Genomic DNA, 15034 nt, shown 5'->3' on the forward strand with positions numbered 1-15034 from the left:
GGTCGGTGAGAGTCCGTACCGGTTGGTCAGGACGGTGGTGTTCCATACCGGCACATCCGGTTGATGGCAGTCCGTACCAGCTGGTCAGGACTTTCCTAGTTCCTCGTCGATGATGTCGAAGACGTCGTCGAGGGTCGCCGAGTCCAGGTCGTCCACCGCGGCCTCCGGTTCGCTCTCCTCCCAGGTGGACAGGAGCGAGCGGAGCCGCAGCCGGATGTCACCGGCCAGCACGTCGTCCGGGTCGAGCTTGGCGATGGTGACCGTCAGCTTGTTGAGTTCGTTCAGGACCGCGGCGGCGGGTGTGCCGCCGTCGGCGAGCACCGTGGTCCGCAGGTGGGCGGCGAGTGCCGCCGGGTTGGGGTGGTCGAACACCAGGGTCGCGGGCAGCCGCGCGTCGACTTCGGCGTCGAGCCTGTTGCGCAGCTCCACCGCGGTCAGCGAGTCGAAGCCGAGTTCCTTGAACGCCCGGTCCGCCGCCACGGCGTCCGGGCCCGGGAAGCCGAGCACGGCCGCGGTGTGGGTGCGCACGAGCTGCACCAGGGCGCGGTCCTGCTCCGCCTCGGTGAGGCCCGCGAGGCGCTGGGCGAGCGGTACCGGGCCCGGGCCGCCGGACCGCGCGGAGCGGCGGGCGGGGGTCGGCACCAGGCCGCGCAGCAGCGGCCGCACCTGCTCCGGGTGGGCGCGCAGCGCGGCCAGGTCGAGCGCGGCGGGCACCGCCGCCGCGGCGCCGGTCGTCTGTGCCGCGTCGAGCAGCGCCATGCCGTCCGCGGTGGACAGCGGGTTCATGCCGCCCCGCGCCATCCGCTGCACGTCGGCGGCGCCGAGGTGGCCCGTGATGCCGCTGGCCTCGGCCCACAGGCCCCAGGCGAGGGAGGTCGCGGGCAGGCCCGCGGCCCTGCGGTGCTGGGCCAGCGCGTCGAGGAACACGTTGGCGGCGGCGTAGTTGCCCTGGCCGGGGCTGCCGAACACGCCCGCGGCGCCGGAGAACAGGACGAACGCCGTGAGGTCCGTGTCCCGGGTCAGCTCGTGCAGGTGCAGCGCGGCTTCGGCCTTGGGGCGGAACACCGTGTCGACGCGCGCCGGGGTCAGGGACTCCAGGACGCTGTCGTCGAGGACGCCCGCCGTGTGCACGACGGCGGTCACGGGGTGCGTGGCGAGGAGCGCGGCGAGGGCGTCGCGGTCGCCGACGTCGCACGCCGCGACCGTGACCCGCGCGCCCAGTGCGGCCAGTTCCCCGCGCAGTTCCTCCGCGCCCGGTGTGGCGGGGCCGCGCCTGCCGGTCAGGACCAGGTCCCGGACCCCGTGGCGGGTGACGAGGTGCCGTGCCGTCAGACCGCCGAGCACTCCGAGGCCGCCGGTGATGAGCACCCTGCTCCCGGCGGTGAACGCCGCCTGCCCGGGCGCGTCGGCGGGCGGGGCGAGCCGTGCCAGCCTCGGGACCGTGGCGGTGCCGTTCCTGACCGCGATCTGCGGCTCCCCCGTGGCCACCGCGGCGGGCAGGCCGCGCAGGGACTTCTCGTACCCGTCCGCGTCGCCGGTCTCGGCCACGTCGACGAGGACGAACCGCGCGGGGTGCTCCGACTGCGCCGAACGGACCAGGCCCCAGGCGGGGGCCCGCACCAGGTCCGGTACGCCGTCGTCGGGTCCCGCCGCGACGGCGCCGCTCGTCAGGAGCACGAGCTTGGCGTCGGCGAACCGGTCGTCGGCGAGCCACTTCTGGAGCAGTTCGAGGGTGTGGTGCGTCGCCTCGCGGGGGGTCGTCGCGTCCTCGCCGGGCGTCACGGCCACCTGCCGGGGTACGGGCGCCCCCGCGTCGACCGCGGCGATGAGGGCGGCCAGGTCGCCGTACTCGTCCACCGGTTCACCGGCCGCGGTGAGCGCGCGGGCGACGCGGGCGGTGTCGCCGCCGAGCACCGCCCAGGGGCCGGTGCCGGGGGCGGCGTCGGGCATCGGCGCCCAGGTGACCTCGAACAGTGAGTCGCGGTGGGCGGACCGCGCGGCGTCGAGCCGGTCGGCGGACAGGGGGCGCAGGCTCAGCTCGTCGACGGCGGCGACCGGTTCGCCGGAACCGTCGGCGACGAGCACCGCCACGGCGTCCACGCCGACCGGCGTCAACCGCACCCGCAGCGCCGTCGCCCCGGTCGCGAGGAGCCGCACCCCGGCCCACGAGAACGGCAGCCCGTCCGAGCCGACCCCGAGCCCGACGGCGTGCAGCGCGGCGTCCAGGAGCGCCGGGTGGAGGCCGAAGTCCTCGGCGGTGAGGCCGTCGGGCAGCGCCACTTCGGCGAACACCTCGTCGCCCTTGCGCCAGGCCGCGGTCAAGCCCTGGAAAGCGGGGCCGCGGTCGACTCCGGATGCGGCGGCGGTGGCGCGGTGCGGGTCCAGGTCGACGGGTTCGGCCTCGCCGGGCGGCCAGGCCACGAGGTCGCCGGTGACGGGGGGCGCCTCCTCCGTCAGGGTGCCGGTGGCGTGCCGGGTCCAGGTCCCGCCCTCGTCGCCCCGTGCGTCCACGGTGAAGGCGCGCGCGCCCGACGCGTCGGGCCCGTCGAGGCTGAGCCGTATCTGGACGCCGTCCCGCTCGGGCAGCACCAGGGGCGCTTCGAGGACCAGGTCGTCGAGGGACGCGCAGCCGACGTGGTCACCGGCGCGCAGCGCCAGGTCGACGTAGGCGGCGCCGGGGAGCACCGCGGTGTCGAGGACGCGGTAGTCGGTGAGCCAGGGGTGGGTGCGCAGGGACAGCCTGCCGCTGAACACGAGGCTCTCGGAGTCCGCGAGTTCGGTGACGGCGGCGAGCAGGGGGTGGTCGACACGGCCGAGGCCGGCCGATGTCACGTCGCCGGACGCGGTGGCGGCCGCCGTGGGCCAGAAGCGCCGGTGCTGGAACGGGTAGGTGGGCAGGTCGATGTGGTGCCCGCCGGGCAGTTCCCACTCCACCCGGCCACCGCGTACGAAGAGGCCGGCCGCCGAGTGGAGCAGCCGGGCCGGGCTTCCGTCGCCGCGGCGCAGCGATCCGGTCACCACGCCGTCGGGGCCCACGAGTTCGCCGAGGCCGGAGGTGAGGACGGGGTGCGGGCTCACCTCGACGAAGGTCTTGGAGCCCGCCGCCACCAGTGCGGAGACGGAGTCGGCGAACCGCACGGGCTGCCGCAGGCTCCGGTACCAGTAGGCGGCGTCGAGTTCGCGGGTGTCCAGCCAGCCGCCGGTCAGCGGCGAGAAGTACGGCAGGTCACCGGCGCGCGGTGTCACGTCGGCGAGGCCTTCGAGGAGTTCGCTCTCGATCCGCTCGACGTGGTGGGAGTGCGGGGCGTAGTCCGCGAGGACCCGCCGCGCCCACACCCCGCGCTCGGCGCAGACCTCCACCAGCTCGTCGACGGCGGCGCTGTCACCGGAGACGACGACCGAGGCGGGGCCGTTGACGACGCCGACCGCGAGCCGCCCTTCCCAGGGTGCGAGGAGTTCGTGTACGGCGTCCACGTCGAGCGCGAGCGACACCATGCCGCCCTGTCCGGCGATGGCGGTCAGTGCCTTGCTGCGCAGGACGGCGAGGCGTGCCGCGTCCTTCAGGGACAGGGCGCCCGCGACGCACGCCGCCGCGATCTCGCCCTGGGAGTGGCCGAGTACGGCGCTCGGCTCGACGCCCCACGACCGCCAGGTGGCGGCGAGGGACACCATCACCGCGAACAGCGCGGGCTGGACGACGTCGAGCCGCTCCATGTGTTCGGGGTCCCGGATCGCGTCGAGCAGGGACCAGTCGGTGTACTCGCCGAGTGCCTCGGCGCACTCCCGCATCCGCGTTCGGAACACCGGCGAGTGCTCCAGGAGTTCCAGGGCCATGCCGACCCACTGCGTGCCGTGGCCGGGGAACACGAACACTGTTCCGGTACCGCGGTCCTCCGCCACGCCGGTCGTGACGTTCGGCGCCTCACGGCCTTCGGCGAGTGCGGTGAGCCCGGCGACGAGCTCCTCCCGGTCCTGGCCCACCACTACGGCCCGGTGGTCGAACACCGCGCGGGACCGCAGGGTGTGGGCGACGTCGGCGACGGAGAGGGACGGCTCCCGTTCGCACTCCTGCCGGAGCCGGGCGGCCTGGTCACGCAGCGCCTCGCCGGTCCGCGCCGAGAGGACCCACGGCACGGCGCGGGGGCCGGCCGCCGCCTGCTCGGCGGGCTCTGCGGGCACTGCCGGTTCGGCGGGTCCGGTCGCTTCCGCGGGTCCGGCGGGCGGCACCTCGGGGGTGTGCTCGATCGTCTCGGTGGCCTGCTCGATGATGGCGTGCGCGTTGGTTCCGCTGAACCCGAACGAGGAGACACCGGCCCGCCAGGGCCGGTCCACGGCGGGCCACGCGCGCTCCCGCGTGAGCAGTTCGACGGCGCCCGCGGACCAGTCGACGTGCGGTGACGGCTCGTCGACGTGCAGCGTCTTCGGCAGGACGCCGTGCCGCATCGCCATGACCATCTTGATGACGCCCGCGACACCCGCGGGTGCCTGGGTGTGACCGATGTTCGACTTGACGGAGCCCAGCCACAGCGGCCGGTCCCCGGGCCGGTCCTGGCCGTAGGTGGCGAGGAGCGCCTGCGCCTCGATGGGGTCACCCAGCTTCGTGCCGGTGCCGTGGGCCTCGACCGCGTCCACGTCGGACGGCGTCAGGCCCGCGGCGGCCAGCGCGGCCCTGATGACGCGCTGCTGGGAGGGGCCGTTGGGGGCGGTCAGGCCGTTGGACGCGCCGTCCTGGTTCACCGCCGAACCGCGGACGACGGCGAGCACCTGGTGGCCGTTGCGCCGGGCGTCCGACAACCGCTCCACGAAGAGCATGCCGACACCTTCACCCCAGCTGGTGCCGTCGGCGGCGGCGGCGAACGCCTTGCACCGGCCGTCGAGGGAGAGCCCGCGCTGGCGGCTGAACTCGATGAACGCCCCCGGCGTCGACATCACCGTCACACCGCCCGCGAGAGCGAGCGAGCACTCACCGGAACGCAGCGACTGCACCGCCATGTGCAGGGCGACCAGGGACGACGAGCAGGCCGTGTCGATGGTGACGGCGGGGCCTTCGAAGCCGAACGTGTAGGACAGGCGGCCGGACACCACGCTGGCCGCGTTGCCGGTCGCCTGGTAGCCGCCGACGTCCTCGGCGGCCTCATCGAGGACGAGGCCGTAGTCCTGCGCGTTCGAGCCCACGAACACGCCGACGTTCGCACCGCGCAGCGATTCCGGGTCGATCCCGGCCCGCTCGAACGTCTCCCAGGACGTCTCCAGGAGCAGTCGCTGCTGCGGGTCCATCGCGAGGGCCTCGCGCGGCGAGATCCCGAAGAACTCCGCGTCGAACCCGCTCACGTCCGAGAGGAACGCGCCGGACCGCAGGTAGGTGGTCCCCACCGCGTCCGGGTCGGGGTCGTACAGCGCCTCGACGTCCCAGCCGCGGTCGGCCGGGAACTCCGTGACCGCGTCCCCGCCCGCCCGGAGGAATTCCCACAGGTCCTCGGGGCTCGCCACGTCGCCGGGGTACCGGCAGGCCATGGCCACGATGGCGATCGGTTCGTCGGTCGCACCGGCGACAGCTGCGGGGGCGGACGCGGCGGGTGCGGCGTCCGCACCGCACAGCTCCACGCGCAGGTAGGCGGCGAGGGCGGCGGCCGTCGGGTAGTCGAAGACCAGGGTCGCGGGCAGCGCGATGCCGGTGGCGTCGCGGAGGCGTGCGCGCAGCTCGACGGCCGTCAGCGAGTCGAAGCCGAGCTCCTTGAACGCCCGCGTCGGCGAGAAGGCGTCGGCGGACACATGGCCGAGGACCGCGGCGGCCTCGTACCGGACGAGGTCGGTGAGCTGCCGCTCCTGCTCGGCCTCGTCGAGCCCGGCGAGGCGCCCCGCGAGAGCCGACGTGCCGGCCCGGTCTGCGGGGGCGGCGTCGAACACGGCGCGGACCTCGGGCAGTTCACTCAGGAGCACGCTCGGGCGCTGCGCCATGAACGTTCCTGCGAACCGCGTCCAGTCGACGTCGGCGACGACGACGGTGCCGTCCCGGCGCTCCAGGGCCGTGGCCAGGCCCGCGACCGCCACCGCCGGGTCCATGGTCGCCAGGCCCCACCGGTCCAGCCGCGCGGCCTGCTCGGGGGTGGCGACCATGCCGCCGCCGCCCCACGGGCCCCACGCGACGGCCGTGGCGGGCAGGCCCGCCGCGCGTCGATGATCGGCGAGGGCGTCGAGGTAGGCGTTGGCGGCGGCGTACGCGCCCTGTCCGCTGCTGCCCCACACTCCGGCGATGGACGAGAACAGCACGAACGCGCCCAGCTGCCGGTCGCCGAGGAGTTCGTGGAGGTTGCGGGCGCCCTCGACCTTGGCCGCCAGTACGTCGGCGAACTCGGCCAGGTCCTGCGGGTCCAGGTCCGCGAGTGCGGCCGAGCGCTCGATGCCCGCCGCGTGGACGACCGCCGTCAGCGGAAACTCCTCCGGCACGGCAGCGAGTACCTCCGCCAAAGCATCCCGGTCGGCGGCGTCACAAGCCGCGATCGTGACCCGGGCACCCAGCGCGGTCAGCTCCGTACGCAGCTCCTCCGCACCCTCCGCCGCAAGCCCGCGCCTGCTGGTCAGCAACAGGTGCTCAGCACCCCTGCCCGCCAGCCACCGGGCGACATGCCCACCGAGCGAACCGGTGCCCCCGGTCACCAGAACCGTGCCGCGCGGCGACCAGGCATCGCCGGACGCCCCGTTCCGGGGGCCGGTGGGCGCGGACACCAGACGGCGGCTCAGTGCCTTGCCGTCGCGCAGGGCGATCTGGTCCTCACCGTTCGTCCCGGCGAGGGCAGAGGCCAGCAGGTCACCGGTCTTGTCGTCCCACGTCCCGTACGGCGCCGCCTCGTCCCCCACCTCGGGCAGGTCGACGAGTCCGCCCCAGCGGCCGGGCTGCTCCAACGCCGCGACCCGGCCAAGACCCCACAGCATCGCCTGCTCGAACCCGGCGACCACATCACCCGCGCCAGCCGACACAGCACCCGACGTCAGGCACCACAACGGCACCTCCACACCATCGAGGGCCTGCAAGAGAGCAACCGTTGCCGCGACACCGGCGGGCACCATCGCAGCACCCGTGTCACCCAAGTCGCCCTCGTCGCCCTCGTCGCCCTCGTCGCCCGCGTCGGCGAACCCCAGCAGCGACACCACGCCACTCAAGGCCGACAGGTCACCCAACTGCGCGCCGACGCCGCCCGCTTCGAGACCCACGTACAGAACCTGTACGTCGTCCGCACCGTTCCGGGACAGCGACGCACGCACCCACTCGGCACGCCCCTCACCGGCAGGCGCGACCACCAGCCAGCCACCGTCGAGGCTCCCGGCCCCGGCGGCCACCGGCCGCCACTCGACCCGGTACCGCCAACCGTCGGCGGTGGACCGGTCCAGCTGCTTCCTGCGCCACGCCGACAGACGGGGCAGCACCGCACTCAGCGGGTCGTCGGACGACACCTCAAGGGTGCGGGCGAGATCCGCGATGTCGCCCTCCTCCACGACCTCCCAGAACCGGGCCTCCACCGGTGACATCCGCTCGGTGGACGGGTCGGCGGCCGGGGTGTCCAGCCAGTAGCGCTCGCGCTGGAACGCGTACGTCGGCAGCTCCACCCGGCGTGCGCCACGCCCGGCGAGGAACACCTCCCAGTCCACCTCGACACCCCGTACGTGCAGGTGCCCGAGGGCCGTCGTGGCGGCCACCGCTTCCGGGCGGTCGCCGCGCAGTGCCGGTACGAAGACCGCGTCCGGTACGGCCTCCTGGCCCAGGGCGGACAGCGTGCCGCCGGGACCGACCTCCACGAACGTACCCACACCCTCGTCGGCCAGCGTGCGCACGGCATCGGCGAACCGCACCGACTCACGCACATGCCGCACCCAGTACTCCGGCGACGCCAACTCCTCGGCAGTCACACGGACACCGGTCAGTGTCGAGACGATCGGTACGGTCGGGGCCTCGTACACCACACCCTCAAGGACCTGACGGAAGTCGTCGAGCATCGGGTCCATGAGCGGCGAGTGGAACGCGTGACTGACCTTCAAACGTGACACCTTGCGGCCCGCCGCACGCCACCGCTCCCCCACCGCCTCCGCGTCCGCGACGACTCCTGAAATCACCACGGATGACGGGCCGTTGACGGCAGCAATGCCCACCGTCTCCGGCAGATCGGCAGCAACCTCGGCCTCGGACGCCTGAATCGCCACCATCGCGCCACCGGACGGCAGCGCCTGCATCAGCGCACCCCGAGCCGACACCACCTTCACCGCATCAGCCAGCGACCACACACCCGCCACATGCGCCGCCGCCAACTCACCAATCGAGTGACCAGCCACCATGTCGGGGCGCACACCCCACGACTCCAGCAAGCGGAAGAGGGCCACCTCCACCGCGAACAGCGCAGGCTGCGTCACCCCCGTCTCGTTCAGCGCATCGGCATCCTCACCGAACAACACCTCCCGCACCCGCGGGTCGAACGCGTCCAGCACGGCATCCAGAACCTCGGCGAACACCGGGAAACGATCGGCGAGTTCGCGGCCCATGCCCAGGCGCTGCGCACCCTGGCCCGAGAACAGGAAACCCAGCCCTTGTGGCGTGGCCTCGCCGACCACGGCACCCGCGCCGCCCCTGCCTTCGGCGAGTGCGGTCAGCGCCGACTGGAACTCGGCGGGGTCCGCCGCGACGACGACCGCGCGGTGTTCGAGGGCCGCCCGCGAGAACACCAGCGCGCGGGCCACGTCCGCCACGGCCAGGTCCGGTGATCCGGCCACGAAGGACCTGAGCCGCGCGGCCTGCTCCCGCAGCGCATCCGGGGTCTTCGCCGACAGCGACCACGGGACGACCGTGCCGGCGGGCAGCGGGTCCGGGGCCTGCTGCTGCTCGGGCCCGGCGGGCTGCGGGGCCTGCTCGATGATGGCGTGGGCGTTCGTACCGCTGAACCCGAACGACGACACACCCGCCCGCCACGGCCGGTCGGCGGCAGGCCACTCGCGCTGTTCGCTGAGCAGCCGCACCGCTCCCGCCGACCAGTCCACGTGCGGCGAAGGTTCGTCGGCGTGCAGTGTCCTGGGGAGTACGCCGTGCCGCATCGCCATGACCATCTTGATGACGCCCGCGACACCGGCGGCGGCCTGGGTGTGACCGATGTTCGACTTGATCGACCCGAGCCACAACGGCCGGTCGGCGGGGCGGTCCTGGCCATAGGTGGCGAGGAGCGCCTGCGCCTCGATGGGGTCACCCAGCTTGGTGCCGGTGCCGTGCGCCTCGACCGCGTCCACGTCGGACGGTGCGAGGCCGGTGGCGTCGAGGGCGGCCCTGATGACGCGCTGCTGGGAGGGGCCGTTGGGGGCGGTCAGGCCGTTGGACGCGCCGTCCTGGTTGACGGCGGAACCCCGTACGACCGCGAGGACCTGGTGGCCGTTGCGGCGGGCGTCCGAAAGGCGCTCGACGAGGAGCATGCCGACGCCCTCGCCCCAGCCGGTGCCGTCCGCGTCGGCCCCGAAGGCCTTGCACCTGCCGTCGACCGATAGGCCGCGCTGGCGGCTGAACTCCACGAACGCGGCGGGTGTCGACATCACCGTCACACCGCCCGCGAGCGCGAGTTCGCACTCGCCCTTGCGCAGGGCCTGCACCGCCAGGTGCAGGGCGACCAGGGACGACGAGCACGCCGTGTCGACGGTGACGGCGGGGCCCTCCAGGCCGAACGTGTAGGACAAGCGGCCGGAGATGACGCTCGCCGCGCTGCCCGTGCCGAAGTAGCCGTCGACGCTGTCCGGCGCGGCCGCCATCAGGGTCGTGTAGTCCTGGCCGTTGGTGCCGACGAAGACACCCGAGCGGCTGCCGCGCAGCGCGTGCGGGTCGATGCCCGCCCGCTCGAACGCCTCCCAGGAGGTTTCGAGGAGCAGTCGCTGCTGGGGGTCCATCGCGAGGGCCTCGCGCGGGGATATCCCGAAGAACGCAGGGTCGAAGTCCGTCACGTGGTCGAAGAAGGCGCCCCTGCGGGAGTACGTCGTGCCGACGCCCGCCGTGTCCGGGTCGGGGCTGTACAGCGCCTCGACGTCCCAGCCGCGGTCGGCCGGGAACTCCGTCACGGCGTCCTCGCCCGCGAGGAGGACCTGCCACAGGTCCTCCGGGCTCGCCACGCCGCCGGGGTACCGGCACGCCATCGCCACGATCGCGATCGGTTCGTCCGTCACACCGGCGACGGCGGCGGGGGTGGTGGCGGCGGGTGCCGCTCCGGACAGCTCTGCCCGCAGGTGGGCGGCCAGGGCGGCGGCCGTCGGATAGTCGAACACCACGGACGCGGGCAGGGCGACGCCGGTGGCCTCGCTGAGGCGGGCGCGCAGCTCGACGGCGGTCAGCGAGTCGAAGCCCAGTTCCCTGAAGGCACGGGTCGCGGAGAACGCGTCGGCGGTCGCGTGCCCGAGGACCGCTGCGGCCTCGGCCCTGACGAGGTCGGTGAGCTGCCGCTCCTGCTCGGCGTGGCCGAGTCCGGCGAGGCGCTGCGCGAGCGCCGACGTGCCGCCGGCCTGCCGCGCGGGGGTGGCCTGTGACGCGGCGCGGACCTCGGGGAGTTCGCTCAGGAGCGCGCTCGGCCGCTGGGCGGTGAAGGTGGCGGCGAACCGGGTCCAGTCGACGTCGGCGACGGTGACCTTGCCGTCGCCGTGTCCGACGGCCGAGCCGAGGCCGGCGAGCGCCGCCTGCGGACTCATCGTGGCCAGGCCCAGGCGCTTCAGGTGCGCTTCCTGCCCGGAGTCCGCCACCATGCCGCCGCCGCCCCACGGGCCCCATGCGACGGCCGTGGCGGGCAGGCCCGCGGCGCGGCGGTGGTCGGCGAGGGCGTCCAGGTAGGCGTTGGCCGCGCCGTAGGCGGCCTGGCCGCCGCTGCCCCACACTCCGGCGATGGACGAGAACAGGACGAACGCGTCCAGCGGGGTGTTGCCGAGCAGCTCGTGCAGGTGCCGTGCGCCCTCGGCCTTGGCCGCGAGGACCTCGGCGACACCGGAGAGGTCGTGCGGGTCGAGGTCGGCGAGGGCCGCCGGGCGTTCGACGCCCGCCGTGTGGACGACGGCGGTGAGCGTCGGGACGCCGTCGAGCAGCTCCCGCACGGACTCCCGGTCGGCCACGTCGCAGGTGGCGAACGTGACGCGCGCGCCGAGTCCGACGAGTTCGGCCTCCAGTTCCTCCGCCCCGGGGGCGGCCCGGCCGCGGCGGGCGGCCAGGACGATGTGCTCGGCGCCGTGCGCCGCCAGCCAGCGGGCCACATGGCCGCCGAGGGCGCCGGTGCCGCCGGTGACCAGGACCGTGCCGCGCGGCGACCAGCTCTCCCCGGAGGTGTCGCCGAGCGGGGCGGGCGTCAGGCGGCGGCCGAGGATGCCGGTGCCGCGCAGGGCGACCTGGTCCTCTCCGGCCGTACCGGCGAGGACGGCGGCGAGGAGGTCTCCGGTCGCCTCGTCCCACGCCTCGTCCAGCGCCGCGTCGTCCCCCACCTCGGGCAGGTCGACGAGACCGCCCCAGCGGCCGGGCTGCTCCAACGCCGCGACCCGGCCAAGACCCCACAGCATCGCCTGCTCGAACCCGGCGACCACATCACCCGCACCGGCCGACACAGCACCCGACGTCAGGCACCACAGCGGCACCTCCACGTCACCAAGGGCCTGCGCCAGGGCGATCGTTGCCGCGACGCCCGCGGGCACGGCCGCACCGCCCGCGTCGGCGAACCCGAGCAGTGACACCACACCGCTCAGCGCGGACAGGTCACCCAACTGCGCGCCGAGTCCGCCTGCTTCGAGATCCACGTACCGAACCTGTACGTCGTCCGCACCGTTCCGGGCCAGCGACGCACGCACCCACTCGGCACGCCCCTCACCGGCAGGCGCGACCACCAGCCAGCCACCGTCGAGGCTCCCGGCCCCGGCGGCCACCGGCCGCCACTCGACCCGGTACCGCCAACCGTCGGCGGTGGACCGGTCCAGCTGCTTCCTGCGCCACGCCGACAGACGGGGCAGCACCGCACTCAGCGGGTCGTCGGACGACACGCCGAGGGTGCGGGCGAGATCCGCGATGTCGCCCTCCTCCACGACCTCCCAGAACCGGGCCTCCACCGGCGACGTCCGCTCGGTGGGCACCTCGGCGGCGGGGGCGTCGAGCCAGTAGTGCTCGCGCTGGAAGGCGTACGTCGGCAGGTCGACGCGGGTGGCGCCGCTGCCGTCGAACAGCGCGGCGAGGTCCACGGGGACACCGCGTACGTGGAGGTGGGCGATGGCGGTGGTCAGGGCGGTGGCTTCGGGGCGGTCGCCGCGCAGCGCGGGTACGAAGGCGGCCTCCGGGGCGTTGAGCTGCCCGAGGCCGGACAGCACGCCGCCGGGACCGATCTCCAGGAAGACGTCGACGCCCTGCTCGCGCAGCTCCACGACCGCGCCGTGGAACCGTACGGACTCGCGCACGTGCCGCACCCAGTAGTCGGGGGACGCCAGCTCCTCGGCGGTCACGCGGGCGCCGGTCAGCGTCGACACAATCGGTACGGTCGGGGCCTCGTACGCCACACCCTCAAGGACCTGACGGAAGTCGTCCAGCATCGGGTCCATGAGCGGCGAGTGGAAGGCGTGACTGACCTTCAGGCGGGACACCTTGCGGCCCGCAGCACGCCACCGCTCCGCCACCGCCTCCACGTCGGCCGTGACACCGGAGACGACCACCGAGGACGGGCCGTTCACCGCCGCCATCCCCACTGTCTCCGACAGATCGGATGCGACCTCGGCCTCGGACGCCTGGATGGCCACCATCGCGCCACCGGAGGGCAGGGCCTGCATCAGCGCGCCGCGCGCCGACACCACCTTCACCGCGTCCGACAGCGACCACACACCCGCCACATACGCGGCAGCCAGCTCACCGATCGAATGACCCGCGAGGACGTCGGGGCGAACCCCCCACGACTCTAGGAGGCCGAACAGCGCCACCTCCACCGCGAACAGCGCGGGCTGCGTCACCCCCGTCTCGTTCAGGGCGTCGGCGTCGGCGCCGAAGAGGACTTCGCGTACGGCCGGGTCGAACTCGTCCAGTACGGCGTCCAGGGCCTCGGCGAACACCGGGAACCGCGCGGCCAGTTCACGGCCCATGCCGAGCCGCTGCGCACCCTGGCCGGAGAACAGGAAGCCCAGCCGGTGGGGCTTCGCCTCGCCGAGTACGACGCCGGGGCCGCCGCGTCCCTCGGCGAGCGCGGTGAGCCGGTCGGTGGTGGTGGCCCGGTCCTCGGCGAGGACCACGGCGCGGTGCTCGAACAGGGACCGGGTGGTGGCCAGCGAGAAGCCGACGCCCGCGGCGTCGTAGTCGGCGGCGGCCGCCACGGTGGACCGGAGGCGGTCGGCCTGGGCGCGCAGCGCGTCGGGGGTGCGGGCGGACAGCACCCACGGGGTGACGGGGGCGGGGGCCGGCGGAGCCGGGGCCACTGCGGACGCTGCGGGCTCCGGAGCGGTGCTCGACGCCGCGGCTGACGGAGCGGCAGACTGCGTCGTAGCTGACGGAGCGTCGGCCTGTGCTACGGCTGACGGAGCCTCGGCCTGCGCCGCGGCTGACGGAGCCTCGGCCTGTGCCGCGGGTAACGGGGCGGCGGGTTCCGTCGCGGGCTCGGGGGCGGGGGCGGGCGGCGCCTCCTCGAGGATGACGTGGGCGTTCGTGCCGCTGACGCCGAACGAGGACACACCGGCGCGGCGCGGCTCACCGGTCCCCGGCCACGGTCTGCCCTCGGTCAGCAGGGCCACGGTGCCCGCGGACCAGTCGACGTGGCTGCTCGGCTCGTCGACGTGCAGGGTCCGCGGCAGCACGCCGTGCCGCATCGCCATGACCATCTTGATGATGCCGCCGGCTCCGGCGGCCGCCTGGGCGTGGCCGATGTTCGACTTCAGCGAGCCCAGCCACAGCGGCCGGTCGGCTTCCCGCTCCGCGCCGTAGGTGGCGATGAGGGCCTGCGCCTCGATCGGGTCGCCGAGCGTGGTGCCGGTGCCGTGCGCCTCGACGGCGTCCACCTGCGCCGGGGTGAGCCGTGCGCTCGCCAGGGCCTGGTTGATGACCGTCTGCTGGGAGGGCCCGTTCGGCGCGGTCAGGCCGTGCGACGCGCCGTCCTGGTTCACCGCGGAGCCGCGGACGACCGCGAGCACGGGGTGCCCGTTGCGCTGGGCGTCGGACAGGCGCTCCACCAGGAGCATGCCGACGCCCTCGCCCCAGCCGGTGCCGTCGGCGCTGTCGGAGAACGCCTTGCAGCGGCCGTCCACGGACAGGGCGCGCTGCCTGCTGTACTCGACGAACGTGCGCGGCGTCGACATGAAGGTGGCGCCGCCCGCGAGCGCCAGCGAGCACTCGTCGCGGCGCAGCGCCACCATCGCCAGGTGCAGGGCGACCAGGGACGACGAGCACGCGGTGTCCACCGTCACGGCGGGCCCCGTGAGGCCGAGCGTGTACGCGATCCGGCCGGACGCGATGCTGCCCGCGCTGCCGTTGGCGAGGAAGCCCTCGAACCCCTCGGGGGCCTCGGGCAGCCGCATCGCGTAGTCGTTGTACATGACGCCCGCGAACACACCGGTCCTGGTGTCCCGCACCCGCGCGGGGTCGATGCCCGCGCGCTCGAACGCCTCCCAGGACGTCTCCAGGAGCAGGCGCTGCTGCGGGTCCATCGCGAGGGCCTCGCGCGGGCTGACGCCGAAGAACGCCGGGTCGAAGCCCGCGGCGCCCTGGAGGAAGCCGCCGTGCCGGGTGATGGAGGTGCCCGCGTGGTCCGGGTCCGGGTCGTGGAGCGACTCCACGTCCCAGCCGCGGTCGGAGGGGAACTCCACCACGGCGTCGCGGCCCTCGGCGACCAGCTCCCACAGGTCTTCCGGCGACTCGACGCCGCCGGGGTAGCGGCAGCTCATCCCGATGATGGCGATGGGCTCGTTCTCCCGCTCCTCGACCTCGCGCAGGCGACGGCGTGCGGTGCGCAGATCGGTGGTGGCCCGCTTGAGGTAGTCGCGGAGCTTGTCCTCGTTCTGCATCTGGCGTGTGCTCCTTACG

General features: G+C 74.4%; 1 protein-coding gene. It reads right to left on the reverse strand.

The window, feature by feature from the left end; all coding sequences use genetic code 11:
• Positions 1-84: 84 nt before the first annotated feature.
• Positions 85-15015 (reverse strand): type I polyketide synthase, encoded by a 14931-nt coding sequence (locus ACH4DX_RS07610; protein WP_398154396.1) that lies wholly within the window; start codon positions 15013-15015, stop codon positions 85-87.
• Between the last annotated feature and the right edge of the window lie 19 nt (positions 15016-15034).

It is taken from the genome of Streptomyces sp. NPDC017940 (assembly GCF_044328435.1).
Classification (GTDB): Bacteria; Actinomycetota; Actinomycetes; order Streptomycetales; family Streptomycetaceae; genus Streptomyces.

What these genes read in the sequence shown, in the direction of transcription:
- ACH4DX_RS07610 (WP_398154396.1), bottom strand. Translation starts at nt 15,015, where the DNA reads ATGCAGAACGAGGACAAGCTCCGCGACTACCTCAAGCGGGCCACCACC.